The sequence below is a fragment of the Sporosarcina sp. Y352 genome, from assembly GCF_056786535.1.
The window spans coordinates 13,285-32,339 of sequence record NZ_JBXCJE010000005.1; the positions used below are offsets into that span (position 1 = coordinate 13,285).

The 19,055-nt window shown below is 42.5% G+C and carries 17 protein-coding genes; 6 read left to right on the forward strand and 11 right to left on the reverse strand.

Annotation, left to right across the window (positions count from 1 at the left end; genetic code table 11):
- Positions 1 to 4: 4 nt before the first annotated feature.
- The 8 genes from AC1TO6_RS09800 to AC1TO6_RS09835 form a co-directional block, all read right to left on the reverse strand.
- Positions 5 to 1,489: a PH domain-containing protein gene (locus AC1TO6_RS09800; RefSeq protein ID WP_482101430.1), complete on the reverse strand. Its 1,485-nt coding sequence runs from the start codon at positions 1,487 to 1,489 to the stop codon at positions 5 to 7.
- The gene (locus AC1TO6_RS09805; RefSeq protein WP_482101431.1) at positions 1,482 to 1,961 is read right to left on the reverse strand and encodes a PH domain-containing protein; all 480 of its coding nucleotides are present in this window, start codon (positions 1,959 to 1,961) and stop codon (positions 1,482 to 1,484) included. Before AC1TO6_RS09805 ends, AC1TO6_RS09800 begins: the two co-directional genes overlap by 8 nt.
- A gap of 140 nt (positions 1,962 to 2,101) precedes the next feature.
- Positions 2,102 to 3,622 carry a degradosome RNA helicase CshA gene (gene cshA / locus AC1TO6_RS09810; protein WP_482101432.1) on the reverse strand — a complete coding sequence of 507 codons (1,521 nt, stop codon included), beginning with the start codon at positions 3,620 to 3,622 and terminating at the stop codon, positions 2,102 to 2,104.
- Between the two features lie 803 nt (positions 3,623 to 4,425).
- Entirely contained in the window at positions 4,426 to 5,133 is a 708-nt protein-coding gene (locus tag AC1TO6_RS09815; protein ID WP_482101433.1) for an alpha/beta hydrolase, read from the reverse strand.
- On the reverse strand, positions 5,130 to 6,503 hold the full coding sequence (locus AC1TO6_RS09820; protein WP_482101434.1) for a UDP-N-acetylmuramoyl-tripeptide--D-alanyl-D-alanine ligase: 1,374 nt from the start codon (positions 6,501 to 6,503) through the stop codon (positions 5,130 to 5,132). Before AC1TO6_RS09820 ends, AC1TO6_RS09815 begins: the two co-directional genes overlap by 4 nt.
- 12 nt (positions 6,504 to 6,515) lie before the next feature.
- On the reverse strand, positions 6,516 to 7,586 hold the full coding sequence (locus AC1TO6_RS09825; RefSeq protein WP_482101435.1) for a D-alanine--D-alanine ligase: 1,071 nt from the start codon (positions 7,584 to 7,586) through the stop codon (positions 6,516 to 6,518).
- Between the two features lie 83 nt (positions 7,587 to 7,669).
- Positions 7,670 to 7,984 (reverse strand): DMT family transporter, encoded by a 315-nt coding sequence (locus AC1TO6_RS09830; RefSeq protein WP_482101436.1) that lies wholly within the window; start codon positions 7,982 to 7,984, stop codon positions 7,670 to 7,672.
- Complete coding sequence (locus AC1TO6_RS09835; RefSeq protein WP_482101437.1) at positions 7,984 to 8,316, reverse strand: DMT family transporter; 333 nt, start codon at positions 8,314 to 8,316, stop codon at positions 7,984 to 7,986. The genes AC1TO6_RS09830 and AC1TO6_RS09835 overlap by 1 nt, the downstream gene beginning before the upstream one ends.
- 322 nt (positions 8,317 to 8,638) lie before the next feature.
- Between AC1TO6_RS09835 and AC1TO6_RS09840 the strand changes: the two genes are divergently transcribed.
- Entirely contained in the window at positions 8,639 to 9,835 is a 1,197-nt protein-coding gene (locus AC1TO6_RS09840) for an FtsW/RodA/SpoVE family cell cycle protein (protein WP_482101762.1), read from the forward strand.
- Between the two features lie 60 nt (positions 9,836 to 9,895).
- On the opposite strand, the gene AC1TO6_RS09845 is transcribed toward AC1TO6_RS09840, so the two are convergent.
- A complete protein-coding gene (locus tag AC1TO6_RS09845; protein WP_482101763.1) occupies positions 9,896 to 10,036 on the reverse strand; it encodes an Lmo0850 family protein in 141 nt (46 codons plus the stop codon).
- A 247-nt stretch (positions 10,037 to 10,283) separates the two neighbouring features.
- Between AC1TO6_RS09845 and AC1TO6_RS09850 the strand changes: the two genes are divergently transcribed.
- From AC1TO6_RS09850 to AC1TO6_RS09865, 4 genes are all read left to right on the forward strand, one after another.
- Positions 10,284 to 10,619 (forward strand): metal-sensitive transcriptional regulator, encoded by a 336-nt coding sequence (locus tag AC1TO6_RS09850; protein ID WP_482101438.1) that lies wholly within the window; start codon positions 10,284 to 10,286, stop codon positions 10,617 to 10,619.
- Between the two features lie 13 nt (positions 10,620 to 10,632).
- Positions 10,633 to 10,842: a copper chaperone CopZ gene (gene copZ, locus AC1TO6_RS09855; protein WP_482101439.1), complete on the forward strand. Its 210-nt coding sequence runs from the start codon at positions 10,633 to 10,635 to the stop codon at positions 10,840 to 10,842.
- 80 nt (positions 10,843 to 10,922) lie between these two features.
- Positions 10,923 to 13,325 (forward strand): heavy metal translocating P-type ATPase, encoded by a 2,403-nt coding sequence (locus AC1TO6_RS09860; RefSeq protein ID WP_482101440.1) that lies wholly within the window; start codon positions 10,923 to 10,925, stop codon positions 13,323 to 13,325.
- A gap of 235 nt (positions 13,326 to 13,560) precedes the next feature.
- Positions 13,561 to 14,736, forward strand: a complete 1,176-nt coding sequence (locus AC1TO6_RS09865) for an MFS transporter (protein ID WP_482101441.1) — start codon at positions 13,561 to 13,563, stop codon at positions 14,734 to 14,736.
- Positions 14,737 to 14,848: 112 nt separating this feature from the next.
- Here AC1TO6_RS09865 and AC1TO6_RS09870 read toward each other — a convergent pair whose 3' ends face one another.
- Entirely contained in the window at positions 14,849 to 16,174 is a 1,326-nt protein-coding gene (locus AC1TO6_RS09870; RefSeq protein WP_482101764.1) for an L-cystine transporter, read from the reverse strand.
- 235 nt (positions 16,175 to 16,409) lie between these two features.
- On the opposite strand from AC1TO6_RS09870, the gene cls reads away from it, so the two are divergent.
- Positions 16,410 to 17,861 carry a cardiolipin synthase gene (cls, locus tag AC1TO6_RS09875; RefSeq protein ID WP_482101442.1) on the forward strand — a complete coding sequence of 484 codons (1,452 nt, stop codon included), beginning with the start codon at positions 16,410 to 16,412 and terminating at the stop codon, positions 17,859 to 17,861.
- 68 nt (positions 17,862 to 17,929) lie between these two features.
- Here the strand turns inward: cls and AC1TO6_RS09880 are convergent, their stop codons facing one another.
- A complete protein-coding gene (locus AC1TO6_RS09880; RefSeq protein WP_482101443.1) occupies positions 17,930 to 18,886 on the reverse strand; it encodes a M15 family metallopeptidase in 957 nt (318 codons plus the stop codon).
- Positions 18,887 to 19,055 lie beyond the last annotated feature (169 nt).

Sequence of the window (19,055 nt, forward strand, 5' to 3'; positions counted from 1 at the left end):
CAGATTACTTCTGCTCTCTTTTCTCATACCATAACAGGATTTCCTCCGCTTCAGACTCATCCATATGATGCACTTGTGCACTAAAGATACTCATACCAGATTTTACGTTTGCAACTAAAGTTGCCACACCCTTGCGCTTATGAAAGTAGTTTTGTTTCATTTCCATTGATTGAATTCTTTTTCTCACCAAGTAAGCGGTTTGTAAACTGAAGTTCCTAAATCGCATTGTTAGCTGATTATCCGTTATTTCAAAAGCAGCTGAACGGTGCTGCCATAATCCAAAGAGAATAATAACTGGAACGATGAGAAGTGATAGTAGGCCATACGGATAGAAAAAGTATATAACTGTCCCAATCGTAGGGATCATCCAAATGAAATCAATCCGATAGAAAAACCGTTTTCCACGCGCTGGCAATTTCTTCTTCGGCTCTTCTAGTACAAGGTCCGGGAAGATTTCTTTTAACGGCCCATAGATATCCGTTTTTTTCACAAGTGGAAACAAATTGATTTTCGCCCCTTCTGCCCCTCCTCCACCCGCACTATCTATAGCAACCGATGCATAACCGAATATTTGGCGAAACGGATTTTCAATGATACGTACACTTTGAACTCTTTTCAGTGGCACAGTCATACGTTTCTTCTCAAGAAGGCCCCTCGTAATTACTATGTCCTCCGATTCAAGCGTTACGGCAAAACCGTAATACGCCAGGAATGTCATAGCGACAGATAATCCCCAAACTAAAACAAAACCTAGTAGCACCGCTATCCCAACGATGAGCAGACCGAATTTGATGAAGCCTGAAATCTCTTCAAACATCCAGTCATAAGGAATCATTTCTCCAAACTGCGATAAAAATACGCCTACACCTGAAAAAATGATACCTATCCCGCCAGATGTTGTCGCGAGAATAAGCAGATCTTTTGGTTTCATCACAAAAACTGATTTTGACTGTGATTGTCCCACCGCTTCTACATCCACCAAATCCCCTTCACCTAGGGATGAGATCGTTTTCCTACCTGCTTTCGCTTTTGCCATTTCAGCTTCAATGCGATTTGCCGCTTCCTTTGAAACAGCAGTAAGTTCAACTTCCGCCGTTTTAGGAGAAGAGCTGCCCGCCGTTTCCACTTTCACTTTAACTAGTTTGAAAGGTCGATGCAGAATGCCTTCGTTGTAATCAAGGCTTTGAATACGATCGAAAGGTATGTATCGTTTCTTTTTTACAAATAGACCATATTCAATACGAAGCTCATTGTCTTCAAACCAATATTCGAAACGCTTCCACTTAATAATGCCCGCGACGAAAAATGAGATCATAAGTACACCAAAGATAATGAAAGATAAATAATCTAGATACCACTTTCCCGAACCAACATCATTCAATCCATTCGCGAAAACAATGATAATAATAGGTAGAATTGCTTCTTTCGCTGTTTTTAACACTTCTATAATAGCTGTTATCCAATGCAATTTATAACGCGTTTCAGACATCGTCTTCCGCCACCCTCGCAAGCACGGATATTCTGCTACGTAGCTCATCCGCTTCTTCCATGACAAGAGCTGGAATGGTGTGATTTGTAGCAGCTGTTGAAATCGTAATCTCCGCTAAGTTATATTTCCGAAGGATTGGACCTTGCGCTGTGTCTACATGTTGCACGCGGACCATTGGAATCAATGTCCGTTTAACGATGAAGATACCACGTTGCAACTCGATTTCCGATTCCCGCACTTCATAACGCCAACGCATCCATCGCACTTTCGGAAATAAGTAGATAAATAAATAAGCAAATAGAACAATCACAATGGCTGCAATTGCATAAATCCACCATGGCCCTTCAAATATGTAAGCCAATACCCCTGCGCCAATACCCAACAGTAATAGAATTCCCGTTTGCATAATGCCATATAATCTCCATACCTTCAATCCTTTTTCCGAAATTCGGTTCACTGGTTGTGCCCTCACATCAAACACCTCTTTCCCTCTACTTATTCTATACGATTGGAAACCTTAAATGTTTCATTTCATTGAGTAATTCAATAATTGAGCAATAAAAAACCGGGTATGCGCTAATTGCGCTACCCGGATTTTGTAACAGTTACGTATTAACGTTCTGATTTCGTGTTGCGTGAACGACTGCTGTCTCTTCTAGCTCCGTCACGACTTCCACTAGGTGCGTTTCCGCCACTTCCACCGCTACGACGAGCTCCGCCGCCACCGTATCCACGACCGCCACCACTAGTTGAACGACCACCGCTACGATTTCCTTTGTAGCCGCCGCCACCGCCACGAGAATTTCCACGTGAAGGTAATGGACGCTCTTCAGAGATTGATACAGGTGTATCATTCGGTTCGCGTGTTAATGAACGAAGTGCTGCTGCAACTAGATCTTTAGCTTCGAATTTCTCAAGCAAGTCTGCTGCAAGATGCGTATAATCGCTCAATTCGTTTTTAGTAACAATTTCAGTAAGTTGTTCCACAGCCACACGTTGCTGACCAAGAATTGCTTCGTCAGAAGATGGTGGATTCAATGGAGTCATTTGTTTTTTAGTTGTTTCTTCTACAATTCGAAGGTAACCCATTTCACGTGGTGTTACAAATGTAATTGCCACTCCACTTTTACCTGCGCGTCCTGTACGACCGATACGGTGAACATAGCTTTCAGGATCTTGTGGAATATCGAAGTTATAAACGTGTGTTACGCCTGAAATATCAAGTCCACGCGCCGCAACGTCAGTTGCAACTAGAATATCAACTTTACCTTCTTTGAATTGCTTAAGGACTGACATCCGTTTTGCTTGAGTCAAGTCGCCATGAATTCCTTCAGCAATGTATCCACGGATACTAAGTGCTTGTGATAGTTCGTCAACGCGACGTTTTGTACGACCAAAGATGATTGCAAGTTCAGGTTGTTGAACGTTAAGCAAACGAGATAGAATATCGAATTTTTCACGTTCCTGTGATTTCACGAAGAACTGTTCGATATTTTCAACTGTCATTTCTTTAGACTTGATTTTAACCATTTCCGGGTTTTTCATGAACGTTTCTGCAATTTTGCGGATTGGTCCAGGCATAGTAGCCGAGAATAAAAGTGTTTGACGCTCAGATGGCACGCTAGCAAGAATCGTGTTGATATCTTCGATGAAGCCCATGTTCAACATTTCGTCCGCTTCGTCAAGTACAAGTGTTTGTACACCGTCAAGTTTCAAAGTTTTACGTTTAATATGGTCAAGAATACGTCCTGGCGTACCAACAATGATTTGTGGATTATTACGCAATGCGCGGATTTGACGTCCGATTTCTTGTCCACCGTAAACGGAAAGAATTCGTACACGTTTGTCAGCACCAATTCTTGCGATCTCTTCAGAAACCTGAATAGCTAATTCGCGAGTTGGAGCAATTACAAGTGCTTGTACTGCTGAGTTTTTAGTATCTACTTTTTCAATGATCGGAATACCGAATGCAGCTGTTTTACCAGTACCAGTTTGTGCTTGACCGATAACGTCGCGGCCTTCCATACCAAAACGGACAGTACCTTCTTGGATTGGAGTCGCTTCTTCAAACCCCATTTTAGATAGTGCGCGTTGTGTTGATTCACTGATGTTTAATTCTGAAAAATTAGTCAAACTTATCAATCTCCTTTGTTTTTTCATTTGACAATTGGTTACATTTGCAAATGAAGGCACGGCAAATTCGAGCCTGTTAAAAGGGAACGTTTCCGATATTTTGCATTCTCTAATGTATAAGTAGAGGTTATGGTTGAAAAGGAAAGCCCGGTCTTTGCCGAGCGGTTCGATCAACGGACAAATCATCCGATTTATATGAGCAAACCGTTAAATTCAAAAAAAAGTACTCTTCACTTACTGAAGAGTGCTACGTAAATGTATCCAATGTTCATCACATTGTACCACGGGTAAGCGTCATTCGCAATCAAAGTGCTTAATATAGTAATAATCAGTTTACTACCTGAAAAGCGGAGGCGCCTGAATAAAGGAACGCAGCCTAAGTTCGCCGCGTCCTGCGGCAATAAGGAAGGATGCAGTTCAATCCTTCCCCGCTGCATGACCTGCATCTTGCAGGCCCGCGACAGGCATAAGGCGGATTGGCGACGCATTGCTTTCCCGCACAGCCCATTTCTCCTAAGGAACGCAACCTAAGTGCGCCGCGTCCTGCGGCAACAAGGAAGGATGCAGTTCAATCCTTCCCCGTTGCGTAACTCACATCCTGTGAGCCTCCGAGCCCCTAGGCGCTGAAGCCAGACACGAAAAGCGTAAGCGGCCGTTTTAAGGAACGCAGCCTAAGTTCGCCACTTCCTGTGGCAATAAAGAGGGATGAAATTCAATACCTCCCCGCTGGAAGACTTGAAGTGAACGCCACTTCTTGCCATTCATTCCCAAACCGAAGCGCACCAAGTATCTGGCCGCCAAAACTAGCCATCATCACGCATAAACCGAAGCACTTCATTGAACCAATTGTCACAGTCATCGCTGTAACAGATATGATGCTTCCCGAGAGGTGATTTTATGTATTCCTTTTTTTTGGAGCCCAGTTTTTTTAGCAAATGCTCGGCAGTTCCAGCGGGAACAATCCCGTCTCTGCCACCTTGAACGATACAAACAGGTATTTTTATCAAATGGTAATAGGGCTTAACAATTTTCACCACTCGCAAAAATTCGAATGTCGCCCGCAGTGGCGTATGTGCCAATTTGTATTCATAAATATGATAAAACGTATTCGGCGGAAATCTTTTTATTAACGGTTTCGCTAACATGATTCCCAAATCTTTTATTAAGATACGCGGACTTATATACTTTGCAGCCGCACTTAACAAGACAAGTTTGTCAATTTTATAGCGAAGTGCCAAATACATGGCGATAAGTCCACCCATAGAAAAGCCGACCACAATCACACGGTCGACTTCTTTTTGCAGCTTTTTAAATGCTATTTCTGCTTCCATCAACCAGGAATCAGCAGATGAATTTCTGAGATTCAGCATAATTCCGTGGCCTGGAAGTGTCGGCACAGACATTTCCCAGTCCGTTTTCCTTTTTAGAAAACGTACAAACGGCCGAACTTCAAAAGGACCGCCTGTGAATCCATGAATGAATAACACACCTGTCTTTAATTTCTGATTCATTTGCTATTCAGCCCTTTAAGAATATGCTCTAGAGCCATTCCTCTTGAACCTTTTAATAACACGATTGAATTTTCACCTGTCTGTTTCTCGAGTATATCTACGAGTGGAACATAATCCTTTTCTGACCATACTAGAAGTGTTTCGCTATCTCGTTTTTTCAAGACGTCGTACAACCACTCCATCCGTGGACCATAGAGCAGGATACCCTCTAAATCCATAGCCATCATTTCATCGGCAAGATTCTCATGATATTCCCTTTCATTGTCACCAAGTTCCAACATGTCGGCTAGTACAACCCACTTTTCTTTCCGTAATCCTGTTTCTTTCATGAATGCCAAGGCCGCGCGCATAGAAGTCGGCGCTGCATTATAAGCATCATTGATGAACAGTGCACCACTTTCCATCAGCACTGGTTGCATACGCATATCTGTCAAAGTCGCTTGAATTAAAGCAGCACGGATATCATTGACACTGATAGCCATTGCATCGGCGATTAGAATTGCTGCAAGTGCATTTTTCACTTGATGGGCGCCATAAACAGGAATAGTGAATTCCCCTTCGAGTAAGCCCGTTACTGTGAAACGGCTTCCCGTATCTCCTGATTCAATGTTTTCAAGCGCCAACGCTGCGTTCTTGCCATAACCAAATGATACGCTCTCTACAACAGTCTGTAGTTCAACTAGTTCTCTCAGAAGCGGTTCATCTCCATCGTAAAAGAACTTTCCACCTTCTTGTAAGCCGTCAATAATTTCAAATTTCGCTTTGGCGATTCCTGCACGCGAACCAAGATCCTGCATATGCGCTTCCCCGATATTCGTAATTACAGCAAAGTGTGGTTTTGCAAGTTTCGATAAAAAGGATATTTCCCCAAACCCGCTCATGCCCATTTCAAGAACCGCGATTTCCGTATCTACTTCAAGCGATAATATCGTCAGTGGTAATCCAAGTTCATTATTATAGTTACCTTCTGTTTTTCGAACGTTGAAATAAGGCGCTAGAACACTTGCAATTAAGTCCTTTGTTGACGTTTTCCCGTTTGAGCCTGTAATACCAATAACTTTACATTGAAGCATCCCACGGTAGATACGTGCCATTTCCTGGAGTGCTCTCTCTGGATCATCGACAAAAATTAGTGCTATGTCTTCTGGTGGATTCGGCTCGTCTTTCATCCATAACGCCGCTACTGCACCTTGTTTAATTGCCTGTTGTACATAGTTGTGGCCATTCACATGTTCTCCGCGGAAAGGGATAAATAGATCTCCCTTGCTAGCAGTCCGTGAATCGATGGACACACCACTCACTACCTTGTCGCCCATATTTTGTCCTGACTCTTGTATCCATTCAGCGATTTCGGTTAACATCCGTTTCACTTCTAATCACACTCAATCCATCGTATATTGTAATTTTTGTTTTTCAGTGTGCCTTTCAAGCGCAAGTTCAATAAGCTTATCGATTAATTCCGGATATGTGACACCTGTTTTCTGCCACAAAAGCGGGAACATACTCGTCGGCGTGAAACCTGGCATCGTATTGACTTCATTGATCAATACTTCGTTGTCTGCCGTGACAAAGAAGTCAGCGCGTACAAGCCCCGAACAGTCGAGCACTTTAAATGCACGAATCGCCATGTCTTCCATTGTCTTTATTACGTCCTCGGTTACTTCTGCAGGTATGGCAAGTGTTGTATTACCATCTGTATATTTCGCTTCATAATCGTAAAATGCAGCGACAGGTTTGATTTCTCCGGATACCGAACATTGCGGTTCATCGTTACCCATGACACTCATTTCAATTTCACGTGCTGTTGCAGCTTGTTCAACGATAACTTTACGATCAAATTTCAAAGCAAGGTCCACCGCTGTTATTAAACTCTCCCGATCCGTTGCCATGCTGATACCGACACTAGAACCCAGATTTGCAGGTTTTACAAACATTGGCCAGCCGAGCTCCGCTTCCATTCTATCTACTAGTTGTTGTTGTTCTTTCACCCATCCAGTACGGATAAAATGCACATAAGCCACTTGCTTCAATCCCGCTTGTGCGAATAATTGTTTCATAACAACTTTATCCATTCCTGCGGACGATGCAAGGACACCGTTACCTACGTAAGGAACGTTCATCACTTCAAAAAGCCCTTGAACCGTTCCATCTTCACCGTTCGTTCCATGAAGAAGTGGGAAGATGACATCTGGCGCACCCGTTCCACCGTTAAGGAAGTCATGGATACTATCCGGTTTACTGCCGTCATCCCCTTTTAGCCGTAGCTCTTCAATCGACCCTACAGGACTTTCCAGTGATTCACCTTTTCTCCATTCGCCGTCGTACGTAATATAAATCGGTACCACTTCGTACTTTCCAAAATCAACTGCCTGCGTCACTGCACGGGCAGTTGACAAAGACACCTCGTGTTCAGCCGACTTCCCTCCATAAACCAAACCTAACTTCTTCTTCATGGTTTCCCCTCGCATTCTAGTAGTTTTCGTTATTTTAGTTTACCACGAACGGCTCCCTGTCATAATTAATATATGTAAGTTATTCAGCTAAACGACTTAAGTCCTGCAACACCTATGATGATAAAGGACAAAAATAGGAACTTTAATGCGCTTCGCTTTTCCCGAAAGAAAACCATGCCCATCAATACACTCCCCGCCGCACCAATACCTGCCCAAACTGCGTACCCTGTTCCAACCGGCAATTCTTTCAAGGCAACTGATAATAAAAAGAAACTGACGGCAGCTGATAAAACTGTAAGGATACTATACTTCTTATTGCGAAATCCTTCCGATAATTTCATCGTAATCACGAACGCAACTTCGAAGAGTCCCGCTATAATGAGGATGAACCAAGACATTATTGCGTCTCCTCCTGACCATCTGCCAATTTGAGACCAACGATACCAACAAGCAGAAGCACTAGAAAAAATAATTTTCCGACGCCTGCTCCTTCATTAAATACAATAATCCCTACGATTGCTGTTCCGATTGCCCCTATTCCTGTGAATATAGCATATGCAGTTCCAATCGGAATTGTTTCCATCGCTTTTGCAAAGAGAAAAAAGCTAACTACTATGAAGATTAGTGTAACTACCGAAGGCAAAAGGACGGTGAACCCACGTGCCTCTTTTAAACCAATCGCCCAAACAACTTCGGTCATACCCGCAATCAGTAAATAAATCCACGCCATATTTATGATCCCTTTCTATGCGAAGGGCAGAATAACCCTTAAATTTCCCACAAGTCTAACATGCATGCCTTAACTGGGGCAACTTCGCGGACACAAATGCGTCCAATATGAGGATATGCATCTGTACTCATATTACGTTATACTAAAGGTGCTATTATTTTATAGAAGTTTAGGTGAATAGATTTAACATTATTAAACAGTCCAATAAACTCTTTTTAATGAGGATTGAATGACTATCATACTAACCTGCCTCTATTTTCGTTTTATTTTTCTTCAAGAATGCAACTCCATTTTAGTGAAACCAAGGTGACTATAGATGAAAATGAACAACAAACCCGCAGATCGTTTTGACTGGACTCTCGCATTTATCCTTTTGCTATTTTTCCTCGTCAGCCTATTCGCGATAGCTTCAGCACAAACAACAGGCCAATATAAGGACATGAACTCTATGCCCATTAGCTTCGTAGCTTCACAAATTCAATGGTACGTTATCGGTTGTATCATTATTGCAATCACAATGTTTTTGGAACCAGACCAATATAAAAAAGCTGCCTGGATTATTTATGGGGGCGGTGTATTTTTATTAGCTATGCTCTTTATCCTTCCTGATGGCATGAAATTGGTCGAACCAAGGAATGGAGCCAAAAGTTGGTTCCACATTCCTGGAGTCGGGAGTATTCAGCCCGCTGAGTTCATGAAAACATTCTTCATCATTGGGATGGCACACATGATTACAAAACATCATGAAAAATTTATGAACAAGACTTTAAAAACCGATTTTTATTTACTAGGTAAAATAATTGCCGTATTAATCTTACCTTTGCTTTTCATCATGATGCAGACTGATCTTGGAACAGGACTTGTCTTTATCGCAATAACAGCAGTGTTCGTCATCGTTTCCGGCATTTCATGGCGAATTATTTTACCTGTTTTTGCAGGGACTGCAACAATAGGTGCAACATTGCTTTGGATGGCTCTTTACGCTCAGGACTTCCTTCAAAACAAACTAGGTTTTTCCTCTTACCAGTTTGAACGAATTTATTCTTGGATCGATCCCTATTCGTATTCATCTAATGAAGGACGGCATTTAATTACGTCACTCAATGCAATTGGCTCAGGTGAAATTTTTGGGAAAGGCTATAAAGGTCGTGAAGTATATGTCGCGGAAAGCCATACCGATTTCATCTTTACAACGATTAGTGAAGATTGGGGATTTGTTGGTGCGAGTCTCGTCATTTGTCTGTATTTCTTCTTGATTTATCATTTGACTAAAATTACGCTTGAATTAAAAGATCCCTTCAGTACCTATATATGTGCAGGTATCATTGCGATGATTACTTTCCACGTCTTTGAAAATATTGGAATGACGATACAACTTCTTCCGATTACAGGCATTCCACTTCCCTTTATCAGTTACGGTGGTAGTTCACTTATGGGTAATATGCTCGCAATTGGATTGGTATTCAGTATGAAGTTCCACCACAGGACGTATATGTTTAGTTCAGACGACGATGAATAAGAAAAACTCCACTGAAATTCCGGTGGAGTTTTTCTTATAAAACGGATACTATCATTTCCATTATTGCGACTGAACTTGCGGGCCTTGTGCAGGTGGCGCGAGGGCCTTCAGCATTTCCAGACGAGATTTCGTCATCGTTGCCGAAACACCCAACTTCGCCAAGTTGGAGATAATTGATTTCAAATCAACTTCTTTAGCCATCTTTTCCACCCCGACCTTTCTATTAGTAATAGACGAAAACGCATGAAGAAAGTTTCTTTTCATCGTTACAAGTTGTTCTATTTCGCTCATACTACAATCATACCACCATTGTCCACTTTTTAATCTTTCATTTCTGTTACAGTGTGGATTTATTGTAAATAATTCATACAGAAAATAAAAAGGGGTTTTTATTGACATACCCCCTAAGGGTACATTATGCTTAAATAAACAATAAGGGGGCGATAAAATGACAATAGACGTAATTCTGGATGAATTCTCAGAAGAGTCCGCGATACAATCTTGCAGGAAAAGCCACCATCCTGAAAGCGTGAAAACAAATATGGTTCATCGACTGAATCGGATCGAGGGACAAATTAGAGGCATTAAAGGCATGATTGAAAAAGATGTGTACTGCGATGACATCATTACACAACTATCCGCAACCCAGTCCGCTCTTAATAGCGTGGCTAAAGTACTGCTCGATGGTCATCTAAAAGGCTGTGTTAAAGACCGGCTCACTGAAGGCGACGATGAAGTTCTTGATGAATTGTTAGTTACAATGATGAAATTAATAAAAAAATGAGGAGGCATTAATTATGACGACAACAACATTAAACGTTACAGGAATGACTTGCGGCCATTGCGTAAAAGCGGTAGAAGATAGCGTTAGCAAACTTTCCGGTGTAGAAAAAGTGAAAGTGAATCTCGAATCAGGCAGTGTCGAAATTGCTTTCCAAGACGACATGGTCAATGTAAAAGAAATTACCAACACGATAGAGGACCAAGGTTACGACGTCGAGCAATAAGAAAACAAACTGCGGCCTACCGCAGTTCTTTTATAACTGAATTATACCCCCCCGAGGGTAAGTGAGGAGGTTTTATTCTAATGACTGAAAAGAAAACCGACATCGCAATTACAGGGATGACCTGTGTCGCCTGCTCCAACCGGGTAGAAAAAGGATTGCAACGGCTGGATGGTGTAACCTATGCCACCGTTAACTTCGCGACAGAAAAAGCAGCCGTGTCTTTCGATGACGATATAGTCGACATGCATTCCATTCAAGAAAAAATTCGTTCACTCGGTTATGACGTCGTTAAAGAAGAGGTCGATTTCCAAATTTCCGGAATGACGTGTGCCGCTTGTTCCACTCGAATTGAAAAAGGATTGGCGCGCATGGATGGTGTTTTCTCAGCAAACGTCAATCTCGCACTTGAAACTGGGAAAGTAAAATACGACCCATCCTATTTAAATTCTGAAGACATTATTAACAAAATAAAGAACATGGGTTACAGTGCAGAACGAAAAGGCGACATTCCGGAAGGTCAAGAAGATCACCGTCATGTGGAAATTCGTGAGAAGACACGATTATTTTACATCGCGGCTGCACTCTCCTTCCCCCTTCTATGGACAATGTTCTCTCACTTTACCTTTACGTCTTGGATGTATGTACCCGCATTTTTAATGAACCCTTATGTACAATGGGCGCTTGCTACACCAGTACAGTTTTGGATTGGCTGGACCTTTTACAGGGGTGCATACTTCTCACTGCGCAATAAAAGTGCCAATATGGATGTGCTTGTTGCACTTGGAACGTCCGCAGCATACTTCTATTCAGTCTATCTGGTTCTGAGCGGTTTCCCACATGGCCTTTATTTTGAAACAAGTGCTGTGTTAATAACATTAATTCTTCTCGGAAAAGTATTCGAAGCTCGCGCGAAGGGGCATTCGTCTGATGCGATTAAGAAATTAATGGGCTTACAACCGACGATGGCAATTGTGGAACGTGAAGGTGTAACTGAAGAAATACCCATTTCCGCAGTCAATGTAGGTGATATTCTTGTCATCCGTCCAGGTGCTTCAATCCCGGTCGATGCAGTAGTCATTTCCGGTTTGTCAGCCGTGGATGAATCAATGCTTACGGGTGAAAGTTTACCTGTCGATAAAATAGAGGGCGACACAACCTATGCTGCCACCGTAAATGCGAATGGCGTTTTGCGTGTTCGCGCGAAAAGTATTGGCAAAGATACGGTCCTTTCAAACATCATTCGTGTTGTAGAGGAAGCACAAGGTTCTAAAGCGCCTATTCAGCGGCTAGCCGATCAGATTTCAGGTGTGTTCGTACCTGTTGTCGTCGGAATTGCCGTCTTAACGTTTCTCGTCTGGTATTTCGCAGTCGCTCCAGGTAACTTTGCACAAGCTCTTGTCAGCATGATTGCTGTTCTCGTTATTGCTTGTCCATGTGCACTTGGACTCGCAACACCGACGTCGATTATGGCTGGCTCGGGTCGCGCCGCGGAACAAGGGGTTTTATTCAAAACGGCAGAAGCAATGGAAAACACGAAAACGATTGACACCATCGTTTTGGATAAAACCGGTACAATTACAAAAGGCGCACCTGAAGTGACTGATTTCATTGTTGCAGATGAAATGAATCGAAATCGTCTCATTGCAATAGCGGCAGCAGCAGAAAGTGATTCCGAACACCCAGTTGCGAAAGCTATTACAGTTTTCGGATTGAATTTAGGTAGTTCGTTGCCAGCAGTAGAACACTTCGAGGCAATTCCGGGACACGGGATTAAGAGCGTTATAGGCGGTTCTACAGTTTTCATGGGAACACGAAAATTGCTCGCTGACAATGAAATCTCTCTGGACACTACTATTTCAGATGCAGAAAAACTTGAAAACGACGGCAAAACCGTCATGTATATGGCAGTCTCCGGTGCGCACGTGGCGACACTTGCGGTTGCAGACACGTTGAAAGAAACCTCGAAGGAAGCAGTCGCAGAACTTCATGCGCTCGGACTTGAAGTCATTATGCTGACAGGAGACCAAGAACGTACTGCACAAGCCATCGCGAAGATAGCAGGTATCAATCACGTCGTTGCTGGTGTTCTTCCTGAACGCAAGGCGCAGGTCATCGCCGAATTACAGGCAAAAGGAAAGCGAGTCGCAATGGTCGGAGATGGCATTAACGATGCACCTGCACTGGCTGTCGCAGATATTGGAATGGCAATGGGAACAGGAACGGCAGTTGCGATGGAAGCCGCGGACGTTACGCTGATGCACGGCGATTTATTGCGCGTCGCTGATACAATCAAAATGAGCCGGTTAACCGTACGCAACATTAAACAGAACTTATTTTGGGCCCTCGCCTATAACTCAGTCGGGATTCCCATTGCAGCGGCTGGGCTTCTGGCTCCATGGGTTGCAGGCGCTGCAATGGCATTTAGCTCGGTTTCAGTTGTGCTGAATGCACTCCGTTTACAGCGAGTTAAATTAAGGGATTAAATTATTTGTTGGACGCCGTGGATTTTTCTCAACGGTGTCCTTTTTGTATTTGCATCGTTGGACAGTTCTGGATGTTCATTGGACACCTTGATACTATTGTTGGAAACTCACCATTTGAAATCATCTTCAATCAACATGTTTTGCATTACAACAACTGAAATAGACTTATCCATTGTACGTTTAGGGCTTGATGGGTAAAATGAAAGTAGTGATTTGAGAGAAAGTAGGTTTAATCATGAAAAAAGCGATCCTTCTTCTTATGTCCGTACAATTCTTTGTTTATCTCGGGTTTGGAATCATTATCCCGATTCTCCCCGAAGTCATCTTGCAGCAAGGTTATTCCGAAGTGCATGTTGGCGGACTTCTGACCATTTACGCACTCGCCTCATTTTTCACTGCACCGCTTTGGGGTGTTTTCTCAGATCGTACAGGTAGAAAAAAACTAATTTTGATTGGCCTTATGGGCTTTAGTCTTAGCTTCTTCTTGTTCGCACTATTCCTAGAGAACTTGCCGTTGCTATATGCTTCGCGTGTTGTCGGTGGAATATTCTCTGGGGCACTTTACACTGCCGTAACAGGGTTCGTAGCAGATATGACAGATGAAGAAAACCGCAACAAATACATGGGTCTACTTGGCATGTCAATTGGTCTCGGTTTTATATTCGGTCCTGCAATTGGCGGTGTACTTGGTAATGTCAGCCTTCAATTACCGTTTCTAGCGTCCGGTTTATTAACCGTACTTCTTATGGTTTATGCGGGAGTCATTTTAAAAGAGCCTGAACGGTGTGGTGTAGCCAATAAACGCGCAATCCTCCCAAAAGGAGCGGCAACACTTTGGCAATACCGAATCCGCTATTTGTTTCTGTTCTCCTTCATGATAACGTTCCTACTAGCGGGACTCGAGTCAACGTTCCAATTGTTCCAAATCTCGAAAATTGAAATCACACCGCTACAGCTTGGTTACTTGTTTATGGCTAGTGGATTTGTCGATGCGGCAATTCAAGGCGGGGTCGTTCGAAGGGTAAAAAACGGTACAGAAACGAAATGGATTATCGGGGCGCAGATTGTTACTGCACTCGGACTTTTCCTAATCCCATTCTCATCCAGTCTCTTCTGGGCAGGTTTTGCACTCAGTGTCTTTACTGCTGGGAACGCACTTGCACGGACAGTACTCGTTTCATTAACAACAAAAGAATCAGGCGGAAAATATGGAACCGCCGCCGGAATGACGTATTCCATGGATAATATGGGGCGCATTATCGGTCCGCTCTTATTCACATGGATTTTCACACAAGAAGCCGGCAATATGTATTACATCTCTGCAGTTCTTGCTCTCCTTTCTATTGCGTTAATCTTTGCTTATAGAAAGTCTGCTAAATCGTTGCGGAACTTGGATACGGCGACTGAATAATTAGCAAAAATAATAAAGGCAACCTCTCTAAATTAATGAGAGGTTGCCTTTATGATTCCCGTAGAAGACTGTAACATCTTCTGCGGTATTTTTTATTTTATGGTACAACAATTTACACTTCAACAGTTTGCTTTTTAAGTGGCGCATTGTACAAATCTTTATCCAGTTCACCTGTAACCCGCGCAGTTGTAACCCCAGCCATCATGGAACCGTTGACGTTCAATGCTGTACGGCCCATATCGATTAGCGGCTCTACCGAAATCAAGAGTCCTGCTAGTACGACTGGCAAGTTAAGTGCCGATAAAACTAGAATGGCTGCAAATGTCGCTCCCCCACCCACACCGGCAACTCCAAATGAACTGATTGCCACGATCGCGATCAATGTAATAAGGAATGTCGGCTCAAGTGGATTTTGTCCAACAGACGGTGCAATCATAACCGCAAGCATCGCCGGATAGATTCCTGCACATCCATTTTGGCCGATTGACAAACCAAACGACCCTGCAAAGTTAGCAATTCCATCAGGCACACCAAGACGTTTGGTCTGCGTATCGATATTAAGTGGGAGTGCTCCTGCACTCGACCGTGAGGAGAATGCAAAAATCAATGCTTCCGCTACTTTTTTCAAGTATGTGATTGGATTCAAACCACATAACGCAATAATAATTAAGTGAATACCAAACATGACAATAATTGCAACATATGACGCGAGTACAAATTTACCTAGACTAAAGATGGCAGCAAAGTCAGACATTGCGACAGTGCGCGCAATAATCGCTAAAATCCCATAAGGCGTCAACCGCAATACTATTTTTACTACGCCCATGATTAAAGAATAAATAGCATCGATTCCTTTTTTAACGGTAGCCGCATTTTTCTCGTCTCTTCTCGTTAGCGTCAAGTATGCAAAACCGAGAAATGCAGCAAAAATGACAACCCCAATTGTTGATGTTGGTCGTGCACCCGTCATATCAAGGAACGGATTCGCCGGAAATAAGTCGATTATCTGATCTGGCAATGCGCGATCTGCTACATCAACGGAACGTTCTTCGATCTCAACGCCGCGAGCAACTTCAGCATCCCCTTGCACAATTTCACTTGCATCAAGTCCAAATAGAACTGTCGCAGCAATCCCAATGACTGCGGCAATCGCCGTTGTACCAACGAGAAGCCCTAATATTAATCCGGCCATTTTCCCGAAGTTTTTACCAATTGTTATCTTCGTGAATGCCCCAAGTATTGATATGAAAACAAGTGGCATAACAATCATCTGGAGTAACTTGACGTAACCTGTTCCTATCAAGTTGAACCACGGCATTGACTCTTGCAGTATGGACGATTCTGTCCCGTAAGCAAAATTTAAAATGAGTCCGTATACAATTCCGAGCCCAAGTGCAGTAAAAACACGTTTTGAAAACGAAACCTTTTTGCGATGCATACTATATAGTATACCGACTAGCAATAGCAAGCCGACGATATTCAAAATCAGCAATAATATATCCACGTCTATTCCTCCTATTATTAATAATGGCACAAAGTACAAATTACACTCTATACTTTTAATACCAACCAGTCAAGTAGGTTTTATTGTTGCAATTGTCACTATTATCTTCATTTTCCTTAGTTATCCGTTATACTAATAAAATAGGCATCATTTCTGAAGGAGGTAGCTAATGAGTCAACTTATCAGCATTTCAGTGATAGCAGTTTTTATCTTGAATATATTTCTTGCGATTGCTCTTATTTTTCTAGAAAGAAGAGATCCTACCTCAACTTGGGCATGGCTCCTTGTCATATTTTTCATACCATTCTTTGGTTTCTTCATCTACCTTTTACTCGGCAGGCGGCTCAGGGAAAAACATCTTTTCCGCTGGGAAGGTCGGAGTAAGATCGGAATCGATCAATTAATTGATTATCAAATTGAAGCAATCGAAGAAAACACCCTCGAATTTAGACTTGACGACACTGCACATTACCAAGATATGATTTACCTTCACCTAAGAAATAACCACGCTGTGTTGACCCAAGACAATGACGTTCAAGTCTTTAACGATGGGGCAGCTAAATTTGACGCACTTATTCATGACCTTGAACAAGCCAAAGATCACATCCATTTTCAATACTACATTTTTAAACTCGATACCCTTGGAACTAGGATATTAAACGTTTTGATTCGGAAGGCAAAACAAGGAGTTAGAGTGCGGGTGTTATTTGATGATATCGGTTCAAGGGGACTTCGCAAAAGGCATTTGCAAGAACTGATAGATAGCGGTGGGGATGTTGAAGCATTCTTCCCAGCTACGATGCCACTCATCAACCCTCGGATGAATTTCCGGAATCATCGCAAAATAGTTGTTATTGACGGACGCATCGGATATGTCGGTGGATTCAATGTCGGTGACGAATACTTGGGTCACAACAAGAAGTTCGGCTATTGGCGTGATACACATCTTAGAATTGAGGGTAGCGCAGTCCATCCTCTTCAGACAAGATTTATATTGGACTGGAACCAAGCATCCGAAAAAAATGATATTGAATATGCGGAACACTTTTTCCCGGCAATCCCAAGAAAAGGTTCAGTCGGTATGCAAATCGTTTCTAGCGGGCCTGATTCCGAGTGGGAACAAATTAAGGACGGTTATCTAAAAATGATATTCATTGCGAAAAAGTATATCTATATCCAAACACCTTATTTCATTCCCGATATCAGCTTTTTGGATGCTCTACGCATCGCTTGTCTTTCAGGAATCGATGTACGAATAATGATTCCAAATAAACCTGATCACATGTTTGTTTACTGGGCCACCTACTCGAATGTTGGAAAGCTATTAAAAGCAGGTGCTCGTGTTTATATTTACGAGAACGGTTTCCTGCATGCAAAACAGATTGTCGTAGACGATGAACTTTCGACTGTCGGAACTGCCAATATCGATGTACGCAGCTTTAAATTGAACTTTGAAGTCAATGCATTCATTTATGATCGACAAAAGTCACATGAATTAGCCGAGCTGTTTGAACAGGATATGCAATTATCAACTGAATTGACATATGACATGTATTTGGAACGTTCACGTATGATTAAGGTAAAAGAATCTGTCTCTCGTTTATTATCGCCAATACTATAAATTAGAATGAAAGGGACGTACCGATAATTCGGTACGTCCCTTTTTGAAGAATGCAGAGTAAGTTTACTTTACTGTATACCAAGATATTCTTCCAATGTGATTTTCCTATTGTAGATGTCAGTTGCAATTTCTGTTCCAACATAGCGGTAGTGCCACGATTCATGCATATAACCCGTGACAAGTTCTTTTCCTTCAGGGTATCGCATAATGAAACCGAATCGATGCGCATTTTTCGCCACCCATTTACCCGCACCTGTTTCTCCAAATGATGATGATGCAAAATGCTGTTCAAAATTCACTTCACCAATGTCGAATGCGAGTCCTGTTTGGTGTTCGGAATAACCTGGGCGCGCACTGTATGTATCGGCTGCACTCTTACCGTCACGCGCAACATATCGCTCGTAAAGGACAGTCTGATAATCATACGAACGATACGTGCTGAAAGCCGTCAAAATGTACTGTGATAGTTTTGCTTCTGCCGCCATCTTTTCAAAGGCTGTGCGCGCTTCTTTACTCTCACCCTCCGCATAATCTTTCGGCAACGGATACTTTTTGTTGGCTATCAAAATGTTTTTAACGTATTTCGGTTCTTTTGGAAGTACTTGCCCTGCAATATATCCACCCTTGTCAATCAAGAGTGCCGGTTTTTCTGTAGTGCCAGCATCTGTATTGTCGTTTCCAGAGGATATGGATGGTGGAGTAGTTGGCTTCACTGGTTTTTGATTCGTTTTTCCCTCTGCATCCGGATCAGCTACGTCAGGCACTTCTGACTTATCGTCGCCATTCTCCACGGGATCGTTCAGTTCATTCGGTTCCGTTTCAGGAGCTACAGTTTCATTCAACGTCGAATTCGGAAGGCCAATGACTTCCTTGACTTTTTGTACACTTTTCTCTACATCCCAGTTATTCAACCCAACCCAAGTCACCATGCCAGTCACAAGGATTCCAGAAATAAGTAGCGTGAACGTCAAAGCTTTACCACGTTTCCTATTTTTTTTATTATATTTATTGTTTTTCCGTCCCATTGTCGAGCCTACCTTCTCAATATATATCTATATTCTATCATCATTTTTCTTTGCAGTCAGCGTAAACTATCATTTCATTCTACTAAGTTAACAACTCGTGGCAGCACATGAAATGGTCGTCTATTCAGCATCCTCCATTTTCATCGTACTGATGACTAAGAAGAAATAT